Source organism: Pseudomonas sp. Marseille-P9899, from assembly GCF_903166565.1.
Lineage (GTDB): Bacteria > Pseudomonadota > Gammaproteobacteria > Pseudomonadales > Pseudomonadaceae > Aquipseudomonas > Aquipseudomonas huaxiensis.
Genome location: NZ_CAESCG010000004.1, coordinates 169,384 through 191,738, shown reverse-complemented (window position 1 = coordinate 191,738; position 22,355 = coordinate 169,384). Strand labels below are relative to the sequence as shown.

Annotated in this window: 23 protein-coding genes and 2 pseudogenes; 12 read left to right on the top strand and 13 right to left on the bottom strand. The window is 64.0% G+C overall.

Features of this window, described 5'->3' with window-relative positions; genetic code table 11:
- Positions 1 to 159: 159 nt before the first annotated feature.
- The 6 genes and pseudogenes from HWV67_RS20600 to HWV67_RS20575 all read right to left on the bottom strand — a co-directional run.
- Positions 160 to 1,398, bottom strand: a complete 1,239-nt coding sequence (locus tag HWV67_RS20600) for a heme biosynthesis protein HemY (RefSeq protein ID WP_175652593.1) — start codon at positions 1,396 to 1,398, stop codon at positions 160 to 162.
- Positions 1,395 to 2,528 carry a uroporphyrinogen-III C-methyltransferase gene (locus HWV67_RS20595; protein WP_175652592.1) on the bottom strand — a complete coding sequence of 378 codons (1,134 nt, stop codon included), beginning with the start codon at positions 2,526 to 2,528 and terminating at the stop codon, positions 1,395 to 1,397. Before HWV67_RS20595 ends, HWV67_RS20600 begins: the two co-directional genes overlap by 4 nt.
- A 44-nt stretch (positions 2,529 to 2,572) precedes the next feature.
- Positions 2,573 to 3,340 carry a uroporphyrinogen-III synthase gene (locus tag HWV67_RS20590; RefSeq protein WP_175652591.1) on the bottom strand — a complete coding sequence of 256 codons (768 nt, stop codon included), beginning with the start codon at positions 3,338 to 3,340 and terminating at the stop codon, positions 2,573 to 2,575.
- The gene (gene hemC / locus HWV67_RS20585; protein ID WP_175652590.1) at positions 3,337 to 4,278 is read right to left on the bottom strand and encodes a hydroxymethylbilane synthase; all 942 of its coding nucleotides are present in this window, start codon (positions 4,276 to 4,278) and stop codon (positions 3,337 to 3,339) included. Before hemC ends, HWV67_RS20590 begins: the two co-directional genes overlap by 4 nt.
- A gap of 116 nt (positions 4,279 to 4,394) precedes the next feature.
- The gene (locus HWV67_RS20580) at positions 4,395 to 5,141 is read right to left on the bottom strand and encodes a LytR/AlgR family response regulator transcription factor (RefSeq protein WP_095156467.1); all 747 of its coding nucleotides are present in this window, start codon (positions 5,139 to 5,141) and stop codon (positions 4,395 to 4,397) included.
- Positions 5,138 to 5,245: pseudogene (locus tag HWV67_RS20575) on the bottom strand (sensor histidine kinase); the annotation flags it as partial. The pseudogene HWV67_RS20575 and the gene HWV67_RS20580, both read right to left, overlap by 4 nt.
- Before the next feature lie 199 nt (positions 5,246 to 5,444).
- Between HWV67_RS20575 and argH the strand changes: the two are divergent.
- Positions 5,445 to 6,839: an argininosuccinate lyase gene (argH, locus tag HWV67_RS20570; protein ID WP_175652589.1), complete on the top strand. Its 1,395-nt coding sequence runs from the start codon at positions 5,445 to 5,447 to the stop codon at positions 6,837 to 6,839.
- A gap of 39 nt (positions 6,840 to 6,878) precedes the next feature.
- On the opposite strand, the gene HWV67_RS20565 is transcribed toward argH, so the two are convergent.
- Positions 6,879 to 7,544, bottom strand: coding sequence for a glutathione S-transferase family protein (locus HWV67_RS20565; RefSeq protein ID WP_175652588.1), 666 nt, complete (start codon positions 7,542 to 7,544; stop codon positions 6,879 to 6,881).
- Positions 7,545 to 7,690: 146 nt separating this feature from the next.
- Here HWV67_RS20565 and HWV67_RS20560 point away from each other — a divergent pair, with 146 nt between their 5' ends.
- From HWV67_RS20560 to HWV67_RS20550, 3 genes are all read left to right on the top strand, one after another.
- A complete protein-coding gene (locus HWV67_RS20560; RefSeq protein WP_175652587.1) occupies positions 7,691 to 7,975 on the top strand; it encodes a hypothetical protein in 285 nt (94 codons plus the stop codon).
- A gap of 86 nt (positions 7,976 to 8,061) precedes the next feature.
- Positions 8,062 to 8,307: a TIGR02647 family protein gene (locus tag HWV67_RS20555; RefSeq protein ID WP_175652586.1), complete on the top strand. Its 246-nt coding sequence runs from the start codon at positions 8,062 to 8,064 to the stop codon at positions 8,305 to 8,307.
- A gap of 173 nt (positions 8,308 to 8,480) precedes the next feature.
- On the top strand, positions 8,481 to 11,336 hold the full coding sequence (locus tag HWV67_RS20550; RefSeq protein ID WP_175652585.1) for a class I adenylate cyclase: 2,856 nt from the start codon (positions 8,481 to 8,483) through the stop codon (positions 11,334 to 11,336).
- Here the strand turns inward: HWV67_RS20550 and rnk are convergent, their stop codons facing one another.
- The 3 genes from rnk to cyaY form a co-directional block, all read right to left on the bottom strand.
- Positions 11,337 to 11,747, bottom strand: a complete 411-nt coding sequence (gene rnk / locus HWV67_RS20545; RefSeq protein ID WP_095156473.1) for a nucleoside diphosphate kinase regulator — start codon at positions 11,745 to 11,747, stop codon at positions 11,337 to 11,339. It lies immediately after the preceding gene.
- A 149-nt stretch (positions 11,748 to 11,896) separates the two neighbouring features.
- Complete coding sequence (locus tag HWV67_RS20540) at positions 11,897 to 12,115, bottom strand: DUF1289 domain-containing protein (protein WP_175652584.1); 219 nt, start codon at positions 12,113 to 12,115, stop codon at positions 11,897 to 11,899.
- A gap of 1 nt (position 12,116) precedes the next feature.
- Positions 12,117 to 12,449, bottom strand: coding sequence for an iron donor protein CyaY (gene cyaY, locus HWV67_RS20535; protein WP_095156475.1), 333 nt, complete (start codon positions 12,447 to 12,449; stop codon positions 12,117 to 12,119).
- Between the two features lie 184 nt (positions 12,450 to 12,633).
- On the opposite strand from cyaY, the pseudogene lptM reads away from it, so the two are divergent.
- The 6 genes and pseudogenes from lptM to HWV67_RS20505 all read left to right on the top strand — a co-directional run.
- Positions 12,634 to 12,768 (top strand): annotated as a pseudogene (lptM, locus tag HWV67_RS20530) (LPS translocon maturation chaperone LptM); the annotation flags it as partial.
- A gap of 12 nt (positions 12,769 to 12,780) precedes the next feature.
- Entirely contained in the window at positions 12,781 to 14,028 is a 1,248-nt protein-coding gene (lysA, locus tag HWV67_RS20525; RefSeq protein WP_175652583.1) for a diaminopimelate decarboxylase, read from the top strand.
- 4 nt (positions 14,029 to 14,032) lie between these two features.
- Positions 14,033 to 14,863 (top strand): diaminopimelate epimerase, encoded by an 831-nt coding sequence (gene dapF, locus HWV67_RS20520; RefSeq protein WP_095156478.1) that lies wholly within the window; start codon positions 14,033 to 14,035, stop codon positions 14,861 to 14,863.
- Between the two features lie 13 nt (positions 14,864 to 14,876).
- Positions 14,877 to 15,611: a DUF484 family protein gene (locus HWV67_RS20515; RefSeq protein ID WP_175652582.1), complete on the top strand. Its 735-nt coding sequence runs from the start codon at positions 14,877 to 14,879 to the stop codon at positions 15,609 to 15,611.
- Complete coding sequence (xerC, locus tag HWV67_RS20510) at positions 15,611 to 16,510, top strand: tyrosine recombinase XerC (RefSeq protein ID WP_175652581.1); 900 nt, start codon at positions 15,611 to 15,613, stop codon at positions 16,508 to 16,510. Before HWV67_RS20515 ends, xerC begins: the two co-directional genes overlap by 1 nt.
- Positions 16,507 to 17,202, top strand: coding sequence for an HAD family hydrolase (locus tag HWV67_RS20505; protein ID WP_175652580.1), 696 nt, complete (start codon positions 16,507 to 16,509; stop codon positions 17,200 to 17,202). The genes xerC and HWV67_RS20505 overlap by 4 nt, the downstream gene beginning before the upstream one ends.
- Before the next feature lie 54 nt (positions 17,203 to 17,256).
- Here the strand turns inward: HWV67_RS20505 and sutA are convergent, their stop codons facing one another.
- The 3 genes from sutA to glnK all read right to left on the bottom strand — a co-directional run bounded on the left by sutA (position 17,257) and on the right by glnK (position 19,774).
- A complete protein-coding gene (gene sutA / locus HWV67_RS20500; RefSeq protein ID WP_175652579.1) occupies positions 17,257 to 17,580 on the bottom strand; it encodes a transcriptional regulator SutA in 324 nt (107 codons plus the stop codon).
- A gap of 477 nt (positions 17,581 to 18,057) precedes the next feature.
- On the bottom strand, positions 18,058 to 19,395 hold the full coding sequence (locus HWV67_RS20495; RefSeq protein ID WP_175652578.1) for an ammonium transporter: 1,338 nt from the start codon (positions 19,393 to 19,395) through the stop codon (positions 18,058 to 18,060).
- A gap of 40 nt (positions 19,396 to 19,435) precedes the next feature.
- Positions 19,436 to 19,774, bottom strand: coding sequence for a P-II family nitrogen regulator (gene glnK, locus HWV67_RS20490; RefSeq protein ID WP_002555808.1), 339 nt, complete (start codon positions 19,772 to 19,774; stop codon positions 19,436 to 19,438).
- A 409-nt stretch (positions 19,775 to 20,183) separates the two neighbouring features.
- Between glnK and HWV67_RS20485 the strand changes: the two genes are divergently transcribed.
- Together HWV67_RS20485 and HWV67_RS20480 are read left to right on the top strand one after the other, a co-directional pair.
- Positions 20,184 to 20,447 carry an accessory factor UbiK family protein gene (locus HWV67_RS20485; RefSeq protein ID WP_175652577.1) on the top strand — a complete coding sequence of 88 codons (264 nt, stop codon included), beginning with the start codon at positions 20,184 to 20,186 and terminating at the stop codon, positions 20,445 to 20,447.
- Positions 20,448 to 20,673: 226 nt separating this feature from the next.
- Positions 20,674 to 22,347 carry an OmpA family protein gene (locus HWV67_RS20480; protein WP_256680160.1) on the top strand — a complete coding sequence of 558 codons (1,674 nt, stop codon included), beginning with the start codon at positions 20,674 to 20,676 and terminating at the stop codon, positions 22,345 to 22,347.
- Positions 22,348 to 22,355 lie beyond the last annotated feature (8 nt).

Here is a 22,355-nt window from a genome sequence, read left to right as displayed (position 1 = left end):
GGAAACGCCCCCGTTGTTTCAAGAAGCAACGAAGTAGACAAATCTCTGATTTTGTTAGAATTTTCGCCGAACAGGATAAGAAAAATCCTCAACCCTGCGCAGGAAAACTCACACCGTCACCACCGCGGACCAAACCTGCCGTTCAGTCCGCGGCGTCGATCACGCCCGCACCGGATCCGGCAGCGGCAACGCCAGGAGGCGTTCGTCGAGCAGACCCAGGCCTTCCTGGAACAGCGCATTGCTGCGCTCGTTGTCGCCCAGGCCGGCCAACAGGCGCGCCAGCTCGGCGCAGGTTTCCGGGTTGCGTTGCAGGCGCAGGCTGTCTTCCAGATAGTCGCGGGCCTTGCCCCACAGACGGTTCTGCAAGCTCAGACGCCCCAGGGTCAGCAGCAGGCTCGGGTCGTCGGCGTGCGTCTTGAGCCAGCCTTCGGCGGTTTGCAGTTGCCGCGCCGGATCACTGCCACGCACCAGGCCGTAGAGGCGCGCCAGATGGCTTTCGTACTCACGCTTGAGCGCGGTGCGCAACACTTCCTCTGCCGTGCCCTCGGCGCCCAGTTGGCGCAATTGCTCGGCGTAGGCCAGCACCAGTTGCGGCTCCTGGCGCTGGGCGTTGGTCAGTTGTTGCCAGGCACGCTCCAACGATTGCCGGGCTGCCTGACCATCGTCCTCGCGCTGCACCGCCAGGCTCAGGTTCTCGCCCCAGGCGCGACGTTCGAGGTCCGCCAGTTCCTTCGCCGACAGTACCTTGTCCTTGCGCAATTCCGGCATCAGCCGAATCAGCGCCGACCAGTCGCCACGTTGTTGATACAGACGCTGCAACTGACGCAGTACCTGCGCGTTGTGCGGATGACGCTCATGCATCGTCTGCAGGGTGACCAACGCAGCCTCGGTATCGCCGCGATCGACCTGTAGCTGCGCGTGCGTCAGGGCAATGGCCAGTTCCGCCTGTGGCTGACGCTCCAGCGCCCGCTCCAAGAGGTTGTCACTGTCTTCGGTACGGCCCAGCTCGTTGGCCGCGCGGGCCGCGCCGAGGTAGTACAGCAGTGGCTGGCGCTCGGCCTCCGCGGCGCGGTGCAGGTGTTTCTGCGCGCTGGCCCAGCGACCTTCGGCGAGGTCCATCTGGCCTTGCTCGATAGCGATCCGGGTACGGCGGCTGCGGTTGTGCCGCGACCATGGATTGACCAGCCCGGTGGAGGTGAACACCAGACCGATCACCACGCGCAGCAACCACAACGCCAGGATCACGGCCGCCACCAACGCGAGGGTCGCCCACAGGCTCGATTCGTAGCGGAAGGTGTCGTACGCGATCAGGACATAGCCGCTGTGCCGGGCCACGGCGATACCCAACAGGGTGGCGACGACGATCGCCACCACCACCAGCAGGTAGGCGCGCTTCATGGCTTGGCCTCCTGGGTTTTATCTTCGGCGGGCTGGCGCAGTACCGCTTCCTCGGCCGGCATATGACGCCGCTCGAGGTACGCCTGCACGGCGCTGAGGCTTTCGGCCAGGTCCGGTGTCACCACCGTCACCGGCGCTTTCACCAGCGCGTTGAGCTGGTCGAGCATCAAGCGACCCTGCTCGTTGTCCCGATTGAAGTTGGCCAGCAGCACACCACGGGCCTCATCCAGCGCCTGGGTGTAGACCTTCGCTTCGCCATTGAGCGCGGCCCACTGCGCCTGCTCCAGCGCCAGGCTGAGGGCCAGGCGCACCTGGCTCAGCGCCTGCCCGGCGAGCAGCGGCTTGATGTTCTGATCGGCATTGAAGTCGATGCGGAAGTAGCGCGAGATCTGCTCCCACCATTGCGACCAGCGACTGGCACCATCGCCATCGGCGGTCAGGCCGGACGAGGATTCACCGTCAGCCTTGAACTCCGGCGCCTGCACATTGAGCTGCACCACCTGCTCACGCAGTGCGGCCAGCTTCAGGAACAAGCCGGTGCGGTCCGGCTGCTCCACGCTGTTCAGCGCGGCCAGGCTGCGGGCCAGTTGCTCGCGGGCGGCGAACGAAGCGGGATCGCTCTGTTCGCGTAGAATCTGGTCCGCGCCCTCGACCAGCGCGCGGGCGCTGGCGATGTCCTGCAAGGCAGACAAGCGCAAGCTGGCCAGACGCAGCAGGTGCTCCGCCTCGGCCAGGCGCCAGTCCTTGCGGCTGGCTCCGAGCACGGTTTCGAGGCGCTGGCTCAGGCGTTGCTGGTCACCCTGCAGTTGCGCCACCAGACGGCGGCGGTCTTCCAGCTCGCTGGCCGGCGGCAGGCTGCTCAACTGCGCCGTGAGTTGCTGCTCACGGGCCTGCAGGGCTTCGGTCTGCTCGTTCAGTTGGCGTACCTGGTCAACCTGGACCTGGCTCGACTGCTGCAAGTGACGAACCTGCCACAACCCCCAGCCACCGGCAGCCACACCCGCGGCGCCGAGCAGCAGGGCGAGGATCGCCAGACCATTGCCAGAGCGCCCGGATGACTCGGGCGCGGGTTTCGTCGAAGCCTCGGACGTCGTTTGCAGATCATCGTTGGGCAAGGCTGTTTCGCTCACGTATCCATCCTTTGCATTGGGGCGCGTCGCATCAGCTTAGCGCCTTAGAAAGCGGGTGCAGGGGTTTCCCGCAGCGCCGCCAGCAAAGCCGCGGCACTGGCGCCGCGACAATCCACCACGTTCTGCGCACCGGCCTGGCGGGCGATTTCAGCCACCCGCGGGCTCGGTACGAACAAGGGCAACCGCGCCAGACGCGGCCAATCCTGCGCAGCCAGCGCCCGCAGGTGTTCAAAACCCTGTCCACTGCTGACCACCAGGCCATTCAGGCGTTCCGCCGAAACCCGCTGCGCCAGGGTATTGGCAGGGTAGTTCGGCAAGCCACGGCGGTACAGCGGCAGATAGTCGACATGCGCGCCGAGCGTGGTCAACTGCGAGGCCAGCAGTTCGCGACCGTCTTCACCGCGCAGGATCAACACGCGCGGCGCCGGACCAGCCAGCGCCGCCTGCAATTGCGGCAAGCGCAACAGGGCTTCGCTGTCATCGCCGTTGTCGGGGAAGTGCGCCGTCAGGCCATGGCTTTCGAGTACGCCGGCAGTGCCGGCGCCGACACTGAACCAGGCCAGCTCAGGTAACTGCGGCCACTGCCTGGCAAGCAACTCGAGGCCGAGCCGGGCTGCCGGTTTGCTGACCACAATAACCGCGCAGTAGCGATCGAGGTTGTGTATCAGCGCCTGATACTGATCCAGGACCGTCAGCGGCTCGATTTCCAGCAGGGGCATGCAACTGCCGTATGCACCCGCCTCGGCGAGGGTGGCGGCCAGCGCAGCGCAGTCCTCGGCGGGCCGGGTCAGCAGCAGCCGCCAGCAGGTCACGGGTGACCGGCCTCGCCGTACACCGCCTTGAGGATATCGCCAGCGCCTTGCGCCAGCAGTGCCTCGGCAACCTGGACACCCAGCGCCTCGGCCTGTGCACGCGGGGCGCGGGCATCGGCACTGAGCAGCGCGCCGCCACTGGGCTCGCCCACCAGGCCGCGCAGCCACAGTTGCTCGCCTTCAAGCACGGCGTAGCAGGCGATTGGCACCTGGCAGCCACCGTTGAGGTGCTTGTTCAGCGCGCGTTCGGCGCTGACGCGGTCGGCGGTATCAGCGTGGTGCAGCGGCGCCAGCAGGGCGTGGATTTCGTGATCGGCACTGCGGCACTCGATGCCCACCGCGCCCTGGCCGCCCGCCGGGAGGCTGTCGTCGATGCTGATGGAATCGGTGATGCGGTCTTCGAAACCAAGGCGGATCAGGCCGGCGGCGGCGAGAATGATCGCGTCGTACTCGCCGGCATCCAGCTTGGCCAGGCGGGTGTTGACGTTGCCGCGCAGGAAGCGGATTTCCAGATCAGGCCGGCGCGCCAGCAACTGGGCCTGACGGCGCAGGCTGGAGGTGCCGACGATGCTGCCGGCCGGCAGCGCTTCGAGGCTGGAGAAGGTGTTGGAAACGAAGGCGTCGCGTGGGTCTTCGCGCTCGCAGATGCAGAACAGGCCCAGGCCCTCGGGGAAGTCCATCGGCACATCCTTCATCGAATGCACGGCGATGTCGGCCTCCTGCTCAAGCAGCGCGGTTTCCAGCTCCTTGACGAACAGGCCCTTGCCGCCAATTTTCGACAGCGGCGAATCGAGCAGCTTGTCGCCACGGCTGACCATCGGCACCAGGGTCACGATCAGTCCCGGATGGGCCTGTTCCAGACGGGCTTTGACATATTCGGCCTGCCACAGGGCAAGGGCACTTTTGCGAGTGGCAATGCGGATTTCGCGAGTGGACATGGAACGATCCGTAGCAGAAAGATTCGCCGGATAATAACAGCTCCGCCAAAGCCTCTTGCAGATCTATGTCATCTGAAAAGTGACCATCCCTGGTCGTCTGGCTTTCCTGCCCCGCCCTAAAGCTGCTGCATCATTTTGCGCACACCCGCCACATGACGCCGGCTGACGATCAGCGCGTCACCGTTGAGCCCCTTGAGGAACAGCTGGAAGTGCCCGAGCGGCGTTCGCTGCAGGCGCTCGATGCGGTCGCGGGCCACCAGCGCGTTGCGGTGGATGCGCACGAAGCGATCGCCGAACTCGTCTTCCAGGGCCTTGAGCGGCTCATCCAGCAAGACCTCGCCGCCTTCGTGGCGCAAGGTCACGTATTTGTGGTCGGCAATGAAATAGATCACCTGGTCGAGGGGGACCAGTTCGATGCCCTTGCGGGTCCGCGCGCTGATATGGCTGCGCGGGCCGCTGCCGCTTTCGGCGGCAGGGCGAGTCAGGGCCGCCAGTTGCGCGCGGTTGGGCCGGTCGGCCTTGCGCAGGGCGTTGTGCAGGTCTTCGCCCTGCACCGGCTTGAGCACGTAGCCCACGGCGCTGTCCTTGAGCGCCTGCACGGCGAACTCGTCGTCCGTGGTGCAAAACACCACGGCCGGCGGGGATTCGCGCTCGCAAAGACGGGCAGCGACCTGCAGGCCGTCAACACCCGGCATGCGCACGTCGAGCAGGACCACGTCGGGCTTCAGACTGTCGATCAACGCCAGAGCCTCGTCACCATTGGTGGCGCTGGGCTCCAGCACGGTATAGCCCTCCAGGTCGCCGAGCAGCCGGCTCAGGCGTTCGCGGGCTTGGGGTTCGTCATCAACGATCAGGACATTCATATTGCGCTGGATTCCTGCGTGAGTCTCGCACAAGGGTAACGTAGACAGGTGAGGTGACGACCGTCACGGCGATCCACGCTCAGACTCGCACGATGGCTAAAGATTCACTGGTTCGACAGCAAACATGCCGATCCTTTGTCCAACTGTAGACGGTTGCCGGAACACTGCCGTTCAATCGATAAATATCCCGTGCAGCTGCGACACCAACCCGCATGCGTGCCGACTTCCGGGCCTCGTAGCAGCCGGCAACCCTGTTATCATCTGCGGCACTTTTTCCCGTTCACGCCTTCAACGAGCGAATCCATGAGCACTGACAAGACCAACCAGTCCTGGGGCGGCCGCTTCAGTGAGCCCGTCGACGCCTTCGTCGCCCGCTTCACCGCCTCCGTCACCTTCGACCAGCGCCTGTACCGCCACGACATCATGGGTTCGATCGCCCACGCCACGATGCTGGCGAAGGTCGGCGTGCTCACCGACGCCGAACGCGACACCATCATCGACGGCCTGCAGACCATCCAGGGCGAGATCGAGGCCGGTAACTTCGACTGGCGCATCGACCTTGAAGACGTGCACATGAACATCGAGGCGCGTCTGACCGACCGCATCGGCATCACCGGCAAGAAGCTGCACACCGGGCGCAGCCGCAACGACCAGGTGGCCACCGACATCCGCCTGTGGCTGCGTGACGAAATCGACCTGATCCTCGCCGAAATCACCCGTCTGCAGCAGGGTCTGCTGGAGCAGGCCGAGCGCGAAGCGGAAACCGTGATGCCCGGCTTCACCCACCTGCAAACCGCGCAGCCGGTGACCTTCGGCCACCACCTGCTGGCCTGGTTCGAGATGCTCAGCCGCGACTACGAGCGCCTGGTCGACTGCCGCAAGCGCACCAACCGCATGCCGCTGGGCAGCGCCGCGCTGGCCGGCACCACCTACCCGATCGACCGCGAGCTGACCTGCCAGTTGCTGGGCTTCGAAGCCGTCGCCGGCAACTCGCTGGACGGCGTGTCCGACCGCGACTTCGCCATCGAATTCTGCGCCGCTGCCAGCGTGGCGATGATGCACCTGTCGCGCTTCTCGGAAGAGCTGGTGCTGTGGACCAGCGCCCAGTTCCAGTTCATCGATCTGCCGGATCGTTTCTGCACCGGCAGTTCGATCATGCCGCAAAAGAAAAACCCGGACGTTCCCGAGCTGGTTCGCGGCAAGACCGGCCGCGTATTCGGCGCCCTGACCGGCCTGCTGACCCTGATGAAAGGCCAGCCACTGGCCTACAACAAGGACAACCAGGAAGACAAGGAACCGCTGTTCGACGCCGCCGACACCCTGCGCGACTCGCTGCGTGCCTTTGCCGACATGATCCCGGCGATCAAGCCGCGTCACGCGGTAATGCGTGAAGCAGCTCTGCGCGGTTTCTCCACCGCGACCGACTTGGCGGACTATCTGGTACGCCGCGGCCTGCCGTTCCGTGATTGCCACGAAATCGTCGGCCATGCCGTGAAATACGGTGTGGAGACCGGCAAGGACCTGGCCGAGATGAGCCTGGACGAACTGCGCCAGTTCAGCGACCAGATCGAGCAGGACGTGTTCGCAGTGCTGACCCTGGAAGGTTCGGTCAACGCTCGTAACCACATTGGTGGTACCGCGCCGGCGCAGGTTCGCGCTGCCGTGGCCCGCGGCCAGGCCTTGCTGGCCAGCCGCTGAGTGACCGTGGGAGCGAGCTTGCTCGCTCCCACGCCTTTACTACTGGCTACGCGCCTTGACCACCTGCTCCAGGAAGGTCGGGAACTGCGCCGCCTTGGCTTCATTGATCGCCACCACATGCGGGTTCTGCGCGAACTGCTCCAGCAGTGCGCTGGCCTGCGGGAAGTCTTCCAGCAAGTCCACGCCATGGGCTTTCTTGCCCACCGCACGAGCCAGATCAACGCTGAAGCAGAAGAAGATATCCGCCACCGTCAGGCTCTCACCCGCGACGTAAGGGGTGAACACCCCGTTGCGCTTGAGGGTTGCGATGCCGTTCTGCAATTCGGTCCAGGCCTTTTCCCTGATCGCCTCGGGCACTTCGGCGCCGAAGAAGGTCTGCGGGTAGAACGCGCGCGCCGGCAGCTCTATATACAGCTCCATCTCCTTGACCAGCTCCCACACCTTGGCGCGGGCGAACGGTTCGCTCGGCAGCAACGCCTTGCCCGGCTGGGTCTGCTCGATGTAATCGAGGATCAGGTCGGTTTCGCTGAGGAAACCGTGCTCGGTCTCCAGCACCGGCACCTTGCCCCTCGGGCTGATTTTCAGCGAGCTCGGCACCTGACCGCCGAAAAACAGTACCTCCTCGAACGGCAGGCCTTTTTCCAGCAGTGCCAGCTTGACCATGTTGTAGTAGTTGCTGACTGCGAATCCATGAAGCTTGAGCATGAAAACAGCCTCCAGGCCGTAAGGGGTTGGCCGGGGTGTTATAGACCCAATGCCCGGTACTGACCAGCATCATCCAAGCGGCAGATACCCCGGCATTGTCGCCAAGGCCGTGGCAAACTGGCTGCCTCATCCCGAGGAGCGCGCCCATGAGCGACCACGATATCGACAACGACGATGAAGAAGCCTTCGCCGAATCGACCCTGACCCAAGCCATCGAAAACCAGATTGAAAGCGAAGAGCCGCCGGCAGCCAAGGCAGCGTTCAACAAGCTGACCCTGGTGGGCTACGAGCGTGAGGACATCCTCAACCTGATGGCCCATGTCCTGGCCATCGAGATCGATGCCATGCTTGAAGATGACCGCGCCTTCAACACCGAATGGTATGAAACCGCGCTGCGCGCCCTGCCCGAGCTGCCGCCAGAGAAAGACTGACGCAAAGCCAGGCGAGGCTGACTACACTGCAAAACCAGGCATCCGCAGAGGTGCCGCCCTCCTTTTTCTTGAAGTCCGGAGTATCTATGTCGTTTACCCCCGATTTGGTTGCCGAACTGGAAATCCTCGCGCTGTTCAATCTGGACAGCACCCAGGAAGGACTTAAAGTCCACAACACCGCCGCCCCTCATATTATCGCGGCGGCCAAGCGCCTCTACGAGAAGAAGCTGATCGACCAGCCCGATGGCGGCTACCTCACTCAACTGGGCCACGATGCCGCAGAAGCAGCCCAGCAATTGCTGACCATTCTGAACGTCGCCGAACCGGCCTGACCGCCTCCCTCCTCCGACAAGCCCGCGCTACCGCGGGCTTGCCACGACAGATTCGGTGGCGCCGACAAACGGCGCTGGAAATCTGACGTCAAAAATCAAATAGCGCTTATTCCTACAACGCGACAACGGCTAAACTCGCCCATGCCTTCATGACGGCCGGTTTAAAGCTCGCGATGAATCACCCCCAGGAAATTCGCCCGAACCTCGATCAGGGCATCGATCGAAAAGTCCTCAGCCAGCTGCGCAAGCGCTTCCTGGATCTCAACCAAGGGCGTCTGGCCCGGGCCATGGAAGGACTTTCCAGCCGCCAGCAACAGGTCCTGACCCTGCTGCCGCTGTTCTTCCACGTCAATCATCCGCTGCTGCCCGGCTATGTGTCCGGCACGACGCCTGCCGGCGTGTCCGCCTATGAGCCGACGCCCCTGGCCCTGGCCGATGCCCAGCGCCTGACCCGCTCGTTTTCCTACAAAGCCAAACGCGGCGAACAATGGCTGCCGATCCACGGCCTGTTCCTGATGGGTAGCCTGGGCACGCTGGCCCAGGCCGAACAAAGCGATATGGACATCTGGGTCTGCCACGCCCCGGACCTGGGCGAGGTCGCAGTGGCCGAGCTGCGCAAGAAATGCCAGTTGCTGGAAATCTGGGCCGCCAGCCAAGGCGCCGAAGCGCACCTGTTCATGATCGAACCGCGGCAGTTCATCACCGGCGAGCGCGAAAGCCGCCTCAGTTCCGACGACTGCGGCACCACCCAGCATTACCTGTTGCTGGACGAGTTCTACCGCACCGCCATCTGGCTGGCCGGACGCACGCCGCTGTGGTGGCTGGTGCCGGTCTACGAAGAAGCCAACTACGCCCGTTATACCGAAACCCTGCTGTCCAAACGCTTCGTGCCCGGCGACGAAGTGCTCGACCTCGGCAACCTGTCGCACATCCCGCCCGGCGAGTTCGTCGGCGCCGGCTTGTGGCAGTTGTTCAAGGGCATCGAATCGCCCTACAAGTCCGTGCTCAAGCTGCTGCTGACCGAGGTCTACGCCAGCGAGCACCCGGACGTGCGCTGCCTGAGCCTGCACTTCAAGCAGGCGGTGTTCGCCAACGTGCTGGACCTGGACGAACTCGACCCGTACATGATGGTGTACCGGCGCATCGAGCAATACCTGCAACGCCGCGGCGAACACCAGCGCCTGGAACTGGTGCGGCGCAGCCTGTACCTGAAGGTGAACCGCAAGATCAGCCAACTGGCGCGGCAGCGTTCCAACTGGCAATCCGCGCTGCTGGAGCGCCTGACCCACGAATGGGGCTGGGACGAACGACAACTGGCGCTGCTGGACAGCCGCAGCCAATGGAAGGTGCGTCAGGTCGCGGCCGAGCGGCGGGTGCTGGTGGCCGAGCTGAACCACAGCTACCGCTTCCTCGATCAGTTCGCCCGCACCCGGGGCGCTACCGCCAGCATCAACCAGCGCGACCTGAACATCCTCGGCCGGCGCCTGTATGCCGCCTTCGAGCGACGTGCCGGCAAGGTCGAGTTCGTCAACCCGGGCGTCGCCCCGGACCTGGCCGAAGACACCTTGACCGTGGTCCAGTCGCCCGACCGCAAGGAGCCCGGGCAAACCCATTGGGGGCTGTACAACGGCAACCTGACCGCCCATGAGTGGGAGCATTTCACGCCGATCAAGCGCAGCCGCGACCTGCTCGACCTGCTGGCCTGGGCCCACCGCAACGGCGTTATCGACAGTTCCACGCGGCTGGCCCTGCACCCGGGCAGCAGCGACCTGAGCGAGTACGAGCTGTTCAACCTGCTCGGCAGCCTGCAACAGAGCGTGGTGCTGCCGCTGAGCACCGTCAGCGATGCGCGCCTGCTGCAGCCGAGCGTGGCGGACAACGTGCTGTTGCTGGTGAACGTCGGCGTCGACCCGCTGCGTCATCACCGCGACCTGAACATCCTGATGACCACCGAGCGCACCGACTCGCTGAGCTACGCCGGCGTGCGGGAAAACCTGGTGCTGACCCTCGACCAGATCACCCTCAACAGCTGGAACGAAGTGCAGGTGCTGCGCTACGACGGCGAGCATGCGTTGCTGCGCTGCCTACGCGACTACCTCAACAGCCTCGACGATACCCCCGCGCACGCACGGCACCGGCCAGGCCTGCGGGTGCGCAGCTTCTGCCACAACCGTGCGCTGGCGATTGCCCAACGGGTGGAGGAAGTGTTCACCACCGCTCAGTCGCTCCACGACCAGCACCTCGACTATCGCTACCTGATTCAGGTCCAGCAGCACACCCATGTGCTGGAACTGCTCGCCAGCGGCGTGAACCTGGTGTCGCTGGACAGCCAGGCACGCCTGCTCACCTACCTCGGTCAGGAGCGCAGCAGCTACAGCCCGCTGGCGCTGGACAGCAACGTGCTGGAAGACCACGACCTGGCGCTGGTCCTGCCGCTGGGGCAGCCGCAGTGCATTCAGGTTTTCTACCGGGTGCAGGACGCTGTGGCGGATGTCTATGTGCTGGATGAGTTCAACGTGCTGTGGCAGCAACGCCTGCCGTTCCACGACGACAGCAGCCTGCTGCTGCCGCTGCAGCGCTTCTTGCAGTCGGTGGTGTTCCGGCGCAATGCGCGGCTGCCGATGGACGAGCAACAAGCCCATCCACTGGACATCCTCTATTACCGGTTACTGCCTTCGGGCACGGGCCGCGCCCGCCAGGTCGAACCGTGGCAGGCCCCGGAACTGACGCTGGATCAGCCTTACTACGAGGTTCAGGCGATCATCCAGGCAGCCGCCGACGATGCGCTGCACGTCACGCTGTACTGCAATCAGAAAGAGTTTTCCGAACTGGATCACGGCGACCAGCTCTACACCGTGGTCGCCCGGGAAATCATCGAGCAGCGCCGGGATGCCCAGCGCTATCGTTGCTACATCACCGACCTGGACCTGTCGGACCTGCTCGCCGACGGCCAGGGCTCGAGCATTCTCTACCTGCGCTACAAGCAGGAGCTTGAGCGGTTGCTGAACCAGGCGCTGGCGGCGGCCTGATCAGAGGTCGAAATCGCCCGCGGCTTCTGGCTGGTATTCGACTTCCAGCAGCTTGAGCTTGAGGGTCTTGCCGCCCGGCGCCGGCCAGTCGATCTGCTCGCCCACCGACAGGCCCAGCAGCGCGCAGCCGATCGGTGCGAGGATCGACACATTGCCTTCCTTGCCGGCGTCCTTCGGGTAGACCAGCGTCAGGTGGTAATCCTTGCCGGTCGCTTCCTCGCGGCAGTGCACGCGGGAATTCATGGTCACCACGCCGGCCGGGATTTCCTCGTGACCGACCACCTGCTCGGCACGGTCCAGCTCGCCCTGCAGGGCCAGCACACCCGGAACATCTTCATCGAGACTGTCGATCAGACGCTCGAGACGCTGCACGTCCAATCGGGTGAGGGTGAGGGAGGGCTTGGTGCTCATGATCCGGTAAGACTCCTTTTTGCAGATCGAATAAAGCAAAACCCCGCCCAAGGGCGGGGTTTTGACGGTTCGGCTTCGGCCGATGAGGACTGACACTACCACAGCGGGACAAATTCACAAGAGGCGGCGGGACGCGCGAACACCCCGACTCAGGAGCTCGCCATCAACCGCCGCTCACCCGCCTGCGCGCAAATCTCGCGCCGCCGCTGGTCATCTGCCGAGCGCCACTCGCGAATGTCCTCGACATGCCGGAAGCAGCCAATGCACACCCGCGCCTCGTCGAGACGGCAGGTGCTGATGCAGGGTGAAGGGACAGCCGGGCTGACATTGCTGTACAGCGGCTTGGCCGGTCTGACGGCGGCGGTCATCTCAGATCTCTTCGAAATCGAGTTTTTCGCCGGCGCGCTCCCAGACGATGCGTTCAAGCATCTCGCCCAGCAGTTCCTCGGTCTTCTCGCACGTCCACTTGCCGCTTTCTTCGTCGAAGTCGAAGTGGAAACCGCCGGAACGGTCCGCCAGCCACAGTTGGCGCAGAGGCTCCTGGCGGCTGAAGATCAACTGGCTGCCGTTGTCGAACTTGACGGTCAGCACGCCGGCCGAATTTTCCATGTCCAGGTCCATGCCGCTTTCATCGAACAGGTCTTCCAGTGCCTGTTGGGTGGCGTCTACCAGATCGTGAAAACGCGCTTCGCTCAAACTCATTGCAAGAACCTCGAAAATGTCTGCTCAACACGCAAGCCGGGCAAGATACGAGCGCAGCGCCACGAATGCAAAGACAAACGCGCCGCGCCCGCTGCACCGCCCGACGGCGGACCGGCTACATAGGCAAGGCGTCGGGCGCTCGGTATACTCCGGCGCAATACTGCTTAAATTAAAGGATTTCGCCATGAAGCGCCTGATTTCCTCCCTCGCGGCGCTCGTCGCGGTTGCCTGCCTCGTCTCCGCCTGCGGTCAGAAAGGCCCCCTGTACCTGCCGGAAGACGGCAAGGACGGCAAGAAGTCGCAATCGCACCAGCACCAGTAAGGGGCACCGATGGACGCTTTCAACTACCGCGACGGCGCGCTGTTCGCGGAAGGCGTAGCGCTGTCGGCGATTGCCGAGCGCTTCGGCACCCCGACCTACGTCTACTCCCGGGCCCATATCGAAGCCCAGTACCGCAGCTATGCCGATGCCCTGCAGGGCATGTCGCACCTGGTCTGCTTTGCCGTAAAAGCCAACTCCAACCTCGGCGTGCTGAACGTCCTGGCGCGCCTCGGCGCAGGCTTCGACATCGTTTCCGGCGGTGAGCTGGAGCGGGTCCTGGCCGCCGGCGGACGCGCCGATCGCGTGGTCTTCTCCGGCGTCGGCAAGACCCGTGAAGACATGCGCCGCGCCCTCGAAGTCGGCGTGCACTGCTTCAACGTCGAGTCGACCGAGGAGCTGGAACGCCTGCAAGTGGTCGCCGCCGAGATGGGCCTGCGCGCTCCGGTCTCGCTGCGCGTCAACCCGGACGTCGATGCAGGCACCCACCCGTACATCTCCACCGGCCTGAAAGAAAACAAGTTCGGCATCGCCATCGCCGATGCCGAAGATGTGTACATTCGCGCCGCGCAGTTGCCCAACCTGGAAGTGGTTGGTGTCGACTGCCATATCGGTTCGCAACTCACCTCCCTCGATCCTTTCCTCGATGCGCTCGACCGCCTGCTGGCGTTGGTCGATCGCCTCGGCGAGTGTGGCATTCTGCTGCGCCACCTGGATCTGGGCGGCGGTCTTGGCGTGCGCTACCGCGATGAAGCGCCGCCTCTGGCCGGCGACTACATCAAGGCCGTGCGTGAGCGTCTCGGCGACCGCGACCTGGCACTGGTCTTCGAGCCGGGCCGGCATATCGTCGCCAACGCCGGCGTGCTGCTGACCAAGGTCGAGTACCTCAAGCACACCGAACACAAGGATTTCGCCATCGTCGATGCGGCGATGAACGACCTGATCCGCCCGGCGCTGTACCAGGCCTGGATGGACGTCAGCGCCGTACAACCGCGCCAGGGCGAGCCGCGTACCTACGATGTGGTCGGGCCGATCTGCGAAACCGGCGACTTCCTCGCCAAGGACCGCTCCCTGAACCTGGCCGAAGGCGATCTGCTGGCCGTTCGTTCGGCGGGCGCCTATGGTTTCGTCATGAGCTCCAACTACAACACCCGTGGCCGCAGCGCCGAAGTGCTGGTCGATGGCGACCAGGCGTTCGAAGTGCGCCGCCGCGAGACCGTAGCCGAGCTGTTTGCCGGCGAAAGCCTGCTGCCGGAGTGACCCGATGCTTTTGCGTTTTACCAAGATGCACGGCCTGGGCAATGACTTCATGGTCCTCGACCTGGTCAGCCAGCATGCGCACATCCTGCCCAAGCACGCCAAACAGTGGGGCGACCGCCATACCGGGATCGGCTTCGACCAGTTGCTGATCGTCGAGGCGCCGAGCAACCCGGAGGTGGACTTCCGCTACCGGATCTTCAACGCCGACGGTTCCGAGGTCGAGCAGTGCGGCAACGGTGCGCGCTGCTTCGCCCGCTTCGTGCTGGACAAGCGCCTGACCGCGAAGAAGACCATCCGCGTCGAAACCAAGAGCGGCATCATCGAGCTGGACGTGCGCAACGACGGCCAGATCTGCGTCGACATGGGCCCGCCTCGGCTGGTCCCGGCGGACATCCCGTTCCAGGCACCGAGCCAGGCGCTGAGCTACCCGCTGGAAGTTGGCGGGCAGACGGTCGAACTGGCCGCCGTTTCCATGGGCAACCCCCACGCCGTACTGCGGGTCGATGACATCAATGCGGCGCCGGTCCACGACCTGGGCCCGCAGATCGAGAACCACCCACGCTTCCCGCAGCGGGTGAACGTCGGCTTCCTCCAGGTCATCGACCGTCACCGCGCGCAACTGCGCGTCTGGGAACGTGGCGCCGGGGAAACCCAGGCCTGCGGCACCGGCGCCTGTGCCGCGGCAGTGGCCGCCATCAGCCAGGGCTGGATGGATTCGCCGCTGCTGATCGACCTGCCCGGCGGACGTTTGTCCATCGAGTGGAACGGCCCGGGCCAGTCGGTCATGATGACCGGCCCGGCAGTTCGGGTGTATGAAGGACAGGTTCGTCTATGAGTGAGTGCCAGCCATGACCGATCAGCCCCAGGCGCCAGCCGAAGAGCCCAGCGACAACCTCGCGGAGGGCTCAACGCCCACCGTCGGGGCTGAGGCCGTGACAGCTTTCCTGCGTGCCAACCCCACCTTCTTTGTCGAGCACGATGACTTGCTGCTGGACATGCAGATCCCCCACCAGCGCGGCGACAGCGTGTCGCTGGTGGAGCGCCAGCTCAAGCTGCTGCGCGATCGCAACATCGAAATGCGCCACCGCCTTTCCCACCTGATGGATGTCGCCCGCGACAACGACCGGCTGTTCGAAAAGACCCGCCGGCTGATCCTCGACCTGCTCGATGCCGATAGCCTGGAAGCCGTGGTCATGGCGGTCGAAGACCGTCTGCGCCAGGACTTCCAGGTGCCCTTCGTCAGCCTCATCCTGTTCGGTGAAAACGCCACGCCAGTAGGCCGCTGGGTCAGCACCAGCGAAGCGCAGCAAGCCATTGGCGGGCTGCTCTGCGGCGGCAAGACGGTCAGCGGCAACCTGCGTGACCACGAGCTGGACTTCCTGTTCGGCGAGGCGCGCAAGGACGTCGGTTCCAGCGCCGTGGCCGCGGTGGAAAACCAGGGCCTGCACGGTGTACTGGCGATCGGCAGCCGCGACCCGCATCACTACAAGAGCACCGTCGGCACGCTGTTCCTCGGCTATATCGCCGAAGTGCTCGGTCGGGTCATCCCCCAAGTTACCCAGACCCTGCGCCCGGTGCGCTAATGGAACGCCAGTTGGAGGCGTTCCATGCGCACTTGCGCAATGAACGCCAGATGTCCGAACACACCCAACTGGCCTACCGCCGCGACCTGGACAGCGTCCTCGCCTGGTGCGCCACCGCCGGCATCAGCGACTGGAAAGCCCTGCAGATCCAGCAACTGCGCCAGTTCATCGCCCGCCGCCATCACCAGGGCCAGTCCTCCCGCAGCCTCGCCCGCCTGCTCTCGGCGGTACGCGGCTTCTACCGCTACCTGAACCGCGAAGGCCTGTGCGAGCACGATCCGGCCAACGGCCTGGCGGCGCCCAAGGGCGAGCGGCGCTTGCCGCGCACCCTGGACACCGACCGCGCACTGCAACTGCTCGAAGGCGGCGTCGAGGACGATTTTCTCGCCCGCCGCGATCAGGCGATTCTCGAACTGTTCTATTCCTCCGGCCTGCGCCTTTCCGAGCTGACCAGCCTGAACCTGGAGCAACTGGACCTGCCCGCAGGGCTGGTGCAAGTGCACGGCAAAGGCAGCAAGACCCGCGTCCTGCCGGTCGGGCGCAAGGCACGCGAAGCGCTTGAGCTCTGGCTGGCGCTGCGGCCGATGAGCAACCCGCCAGACGGCGCCGTCTTCGTCAGCCAGCAAGGCCGCCGCCTCGGCCCGCGTGCCGTGCAGTTGCGGGTCCGCGCCGCAGGCGAGCGCGAGCTGGGGCAGAACCTGCACCCACACATGCTCCGTCACTCCTTCGCCAGCCATTTGCTGGAGTCGTCCCAGGACTTGCGCGCGGTCCAGGAGATGCTCGGCCACGCCGATATCGCCACCACACAGATCTACACTCACCTTGATTTCCAGCACCTGGCGGCGGTCTACGACAGCGCCCACCCTCGTGCCAAACGCAGCAAAGGCAGCGACTCATGAGTATCGAGCTGATCACCTTCGACCTTGATGACACCCTGTGGGACACCGCGCCGGTGATCGTCAGCGCCGAGGCCGTCCTGCGCGACTGGCTGGCGGCCAATGCGCCGAGCCTGGGCGGCGTGCCGGTCGAGCACCTGTACGCCATTCGCGAACGCCTGGTGCAGGCCGAGCCCGGCCTCAAGCACCGCATCAGCGCCTTGCGCCGGCGCGTGCTGTTCCATGCCCTGGAAGATGTCGGCTACAGCGAAGCGCACGCCCGCGAGCTGGCCAACGAAGGGTTCGAGGTGTTCCTCCACGCCCGTCACCAGATCGATATCTTCCCCGAGGTGCAGCCGGTGCTGGAGATCCTGCGCCACCATTACACCCTCGGGGTGGTCACCAACGGCAACGCCGATGTGCGCCGCCTGGGCCTGGCCGACTATTTCAAATTCGCGCTCTGCGCCGAAGACCTGGGGATCGGCAAGCCGGACCCGGCGCCCTTCCTTGAAGCCTTGCGCCAGGGCGGCGTCGAGGCGGGTGCCGCAGTGCATATCGGCGATCATCCCGGTGATGACATCGCCGGGGCGCAACAGGCCGGCCTGCGCGCGGTGTGGTTCAACCCCCAGGGCAAAGCCTGGCAAGCCGACAGCCGCCCGGACGCGGAAATCCAGCGCCTGTCGCAATTGCCGGAAGTGCTCGCCCGCTGGCGCTGAACCCCAAACGCAAAAAAGCCCGCTGCAATGGCGGGCTTTTTTGTTACAGCGGCCTCAGATAGGACGGCTACCGTATTTGTTGTCAGGCTTCTTGGGCGGGTCGGCAACCACGTTGGCTTCGACTTCCTGCACTTTGCCACCGCGATTCAGGAACTCTTCCATCGCACGGGCGAGAGCGTCGCGCTCCTTCTGCTTGGCTTCCATGCTCGGCATTTCGTCGACCGCTGCCGCAGCCTTGGACTTGCCCTTGGCAGCCGGCGCCGGGCTGTCATCGCCCGCGTCGTCCGCTACATCGTCGGCTGCCGCTTCGAGGCCTTCATCACCTTCGTCTTCGTCGCCTACTTCGAGGTCATCGTTTTCCAGATCGTCGTCGCTCATGTTCTACCTCATGACTTGCGAAAAGCAGATTAGTTATAGACCAGCAGCCGTGGAGGTTTACGACCGCTGGAGAAAAAACAGACCTCGGGTAACCCGTGATCGACAGCACCCGCCGTGTCGCCTGACGAGCGCCGTGCAGGCTACTTTGAGCCTGACCAAATAAAGAGCTGCCGGTTCAACCACACCGGACTTTACCCCGCCGACTGGGCCTGCTCATCGACAAGCCTAGCAAAGGGCCATGAAGTGTGTGAACAGGCCATCATCACCCCACGGCGCGCATTCTAGCGTGCCCGATGAAAAAGCAAAGTGCCTAAATCTCCCGGATGCCTGTAAGTTTTCCGCTGACAATCCAGGCGCCGTCGCTCAATGCATTCCCGCAGCGATGAACCTGAGGCGAAAAACCGTTTGCGTCGCCAACAAGGGCAAAATCCGGACGAAAAAATGCCCGGCGAACCGGGCAAGTTTTTTCGAGGACAGTTACAGGTTGTAGCCGCGCTCGTTGTGTTGTGCCAGGTCGAGACCGACCGACTCTTCTTCTTCGTTTACACGCAAGCCCATGACCAGATCCAGCACCTTGAGGATCACGTAGGTGACGATCGCGGTGTAGATCACGGTGAAGCCGACACCCTTGGCCTGAATCCAGACTTGAGCGCCGATATCGGTAACGGTGCCGAAGCCGCCCAGGGCCGGTGCTGCGAACACACCGGTGAGGATCGCACCGACGATACCGCCGATACCGTGGACGCCGAAGGCATCGAGCGAGTCGTCATAGCCCAGTTTGCGTTTCAGGCTGGTGGCGCAGAAGAAGCAGATCACACCAGCGACCAGACCGATCACCAGGGCGCCCATCGGGCCGACGGTGCCGGCAGCCGGGGTGATGGCGACGAGGCCGGCAACCACACCCGAGGCGATGCCCAGCGCGCTTGGTTTGCCGTGGGTGATCCACTCGGCGAACATCCAGCCCAGTGCGGCGGCAGCGGTGGCGACCTGGGTCACCAGCATCGCCATGCCGGCGGTGCCGTTGGCGGCAGCGGCGGAGCCGGCGTTGAAGCCGAACCAGCCAACCCACAGCATGGCGGCGCCGATCAGGGGGTAACCAAGGTTGTGCGGGGCCATCGGGGTGGTCGGGAAGCCTTTACGCTTGCCCAGCACCAGGCAGGCCACCAGGCCAGCAACACCGGCGTTGATGTGCACCACGGTGCCGCCCGCGAAGTCCAGTACGCCCCAGTCCCACATCAGGCCGCCGTTGCCGGACCAGACCATGTGCGCGATCGGTGCATAAACCAGGGTGAACCAGATACCCATGAACAGCAGCATCGCGGAGAACTTCATGCGCTCGGCGAAGGCACCGACGATCAGGGCCGGGGTAATGATGGCGAAGGTCATCTGGAAGACGACGAACACCGCTTCCGGGAAGGCCGAAGTCAGGCTTGCCGGAGTCACGCCGGCGAGGAATGCCTTGGACAGGCCGCCGACGAAGGAATTGAAGTTGGTGACGCCCTGTTCCATACCGGTGGTATCGAACGCCATGCTGTAGCCGTAGACGACCCAGAGCACGCTGATCAGGCCGGTAATGGCGAAACACTGCATCATCACCGAGAGGACGTTCTTCGAACGCACCATGCCGCCGTAGAACAGCGCCAGGCCAGGAATGGTCATGAACAGGACGAGGGCAGTTGCGGTAAGCATCCAGGCGGTGTCGCCGGAATTGAGCGCCGGGGCTGCTGCCGCCGCCGCGGTTTCCTCGGCAAATGCCAGGCCAGGCATTGCGAGGGACAAAAGGGCTCCTAGCCCTGCGAACTTACGCAGAGTCATGTTGTTATCTCCTGGGGCGTTGGGTTTGGGGCGGCTTGTTTTAGATCGCGTCGGTATCGGTTTCGCCGGTACGGATGCGGATAGCCTGTTCCAGATTCACCACGAAAATCTTGCCGTCACCGATCTTGCCGGTGTTGGCGGCCTTGGTGATGGCTTCAATGACCCGGTCCAGATCCTTGTCGTCGATGGCGACATCGATCTTGACCTTGGGCAGGAAGTCGACCACGTATTCCGCGCCGCGATACAGCTCGGTGTGACCCTTTTGACGACCGAAACCTTTGACTTCAGTGACGGTAATGCCCTGCACGCCGATCTCGGACAGCGACTCGCGCACATCGTCCAATTTGAACGGCTTGATGATGGCAGTGACTAGCTTCATGAAACTTTCTCCCGAATTGGTGGACTTGCCCCAGGAAAACAAACCCGACTCAAGTCTAAGCGCAGTGCCTGGCTTTGTAACGCTTCGTCGGCTTTATATGCCCGGTCCGACACCAGTACCGCTCCTGACAAAACACATGTATTCGCGCTGCCTGAGCACTGCCTCGTCACGGGGACTGCATCAGTGCATGGGTCACGATGGTCTTAGCAGAAACCTTGCCATGTCTGACAAAAGCCCGGATTACAACGACTTGGGAGCGATTCACGATCTTGGCCAGTCGCCAGCAAGCAAGGGACGCACAATAAAGGTGCGCGACCATTCCCGGGCATGCTCAAAAAGCGTGCAGCAAAAGGCCGCCATTGCCCCGTGCTACACTGCCGCCCCTCTTTGCCAGACAGGACAGCCGATCATGCTCGCGCCCAAAGCCTTTCTCGATGCCCTGAGCGACCAGGCCTCCCGCCTGTTCAGTGGCGACGCCTCGCAGCCACGCAACGAACTCGAAAGCCAGTTCAAGGCCCTGCTGCAAAGCGGCTTCAGCAAGCTCGACCTGGTCAGCCGGGAAGAATTCGACAGCCAGATGGTTGTGCTCGCTCGCACCCGCGCTCGCCTTGAAGCGCTGGAATCCAAGTTCGAAGAACTCGAAGCCCGCCTCAACCCCATCACCAGCGAGTGAGCGACACGCACCCGCACCCCCGCGAATGTTGGCCAGCGCCGAAAGCTGGCCACATCATGTAATGATTTTTTCTTGACGCCATTGAAGCGCCATCACTCGCTGTGATGAAATGCCCGTTCGCGCGAAGCCAACAAGGCTTCGCCCTGCCTGCTTCAGGGATGACCATTTTCACTACGCCCCTTCGCGAGCGCCCTGAGGTTCTGTCGTGAGCATCAGGAGCGCACCATTGATCCCCTCTCAGAATCCGATCGGCTCACGGACTTTCCGTGCAACGGCCCTGGCCCTTTCCGTCGCCCTCTTCACCAGTGGCTGCACCACCGTGCACGACTTCGCCGCCAGCCACAGTGAAAGCGTCAACTGCATTACCGGCGGCGCCATCGGTGCCGTCGCGGGTGCCGCGGCCGGCGCCATGGTCAAGAAGAACAAGAAGGAAAAGGGCAACGGCTCGATCATCGGCGGCGCACTCATCGGCGCCACCGCCGGTTGCGGCATCGCACTGGTGTACAAGAACCGCATCGACAAGCTCGAGAAGGTCGCCAAGGAAGAGAACCTGCGCCTGCAGACCGAAACCCTGAAGACCGCCGAACCGGGTGCCGCACCCGAAGACGCCGGTTTCGTCGCCCAGGTCGAAGACCAGGGCATGTTCCCGCTGGGCAGCGCGGCCCTGACCGCCGACGGCCAGCGCCAGGTGCGCAAGCTCGCCAGCGCCTTCGCCAGCAAGCCGGGTGAGAAAGACACAACGGCCATCCTGGTGGTCGGCCACACCGACGCCACCGGCAGCGCCGCCACCAATCAGAAGCTTTCGGAACAACGCGCCCGCGCTGTCGCCAGCATTCTGGCCGAGCAGGGCATCAGCGCCGACCGCATGTACTTCCAGGGCGCGGGCGCTTCGCGTCCGGTGGCCGACAACACCGACGTCACCGAGCGGGCGAAAAACCGCCGCGTGGAAATCGTCGAAGTGAATGATGTGCAGACCCTGGTCAAACGCATCAACGCCGAGCAGAACAACCCGAAATACCTGGCCCACGGTACGTCGACCACAGCGCCGGCCGCCCCGGTTCAAGGCAAGGCGACCGCCAGCAGCGGCAAAACCGCCTCGAGCAAGAACACCAGCGTGGCCAAGTCCGGCAGCGACAAGTCCGCCACCACGGTCGCCAAGACCGGGACGGACAAGACCAGCACCACCGTCGCGAAAACCGACACCAGCAAAGACACCAGCAGCGAGTCCACGGCGCAGTCGCCGGTCGTGACCAGCACGCAAGGCAAGTCCAGCGAAGTCGCCTCGGCCAAAACGCCGACCAGCTCCGCCAGCCCGTTCAAAGGCACAGCAGTGGACTTCGGCGGCAAGCCGGCCAGCACCAACCAATGGACCCTGGGCCAGGCAATCACGCCCAAGAGCGGTGGTTTCGCCCTGATCTCCAGCGCGCAGGCGTCGCAGATCCCCATGAGCAGTTGTGAAGCCGACCAGCCGCGCGAAAGCGGCAAGGTGTTCAACCTGGCCAGCGGCAAAGCCGTGGAAAACCGTGCCACCACCGATTACCTGCCTGGCTACAACAACCGGGTCTGGGCTGAAACGGTCAACGGCCACCTGGTGACCATTTCGCCGGTGTCCATCCTGCGCGAATCCGCTGCGGTGGACCGCCAGCCGTTCATCCAGGTCGTGGAAAACTACGACAAGGGCAACCGCAAGGCCCTGAGCAAGGTCAACGCCGTGGCCAACACCTACGAAGGCCAGGACCGCGTGCTCTACCGCGTCTTCATCCAGAACCCCAAGGCACCGCTGTCCTGCATGGACGTGGTGTTCAGCAAAGGCAACTCACAGGCCACTGACGGGGTGCTGTTCTACCCGAAAAGCTCCGGTGAAACCTACTCCGCCCGCTACGTGCCCACCCGCACCTGATACAAGGA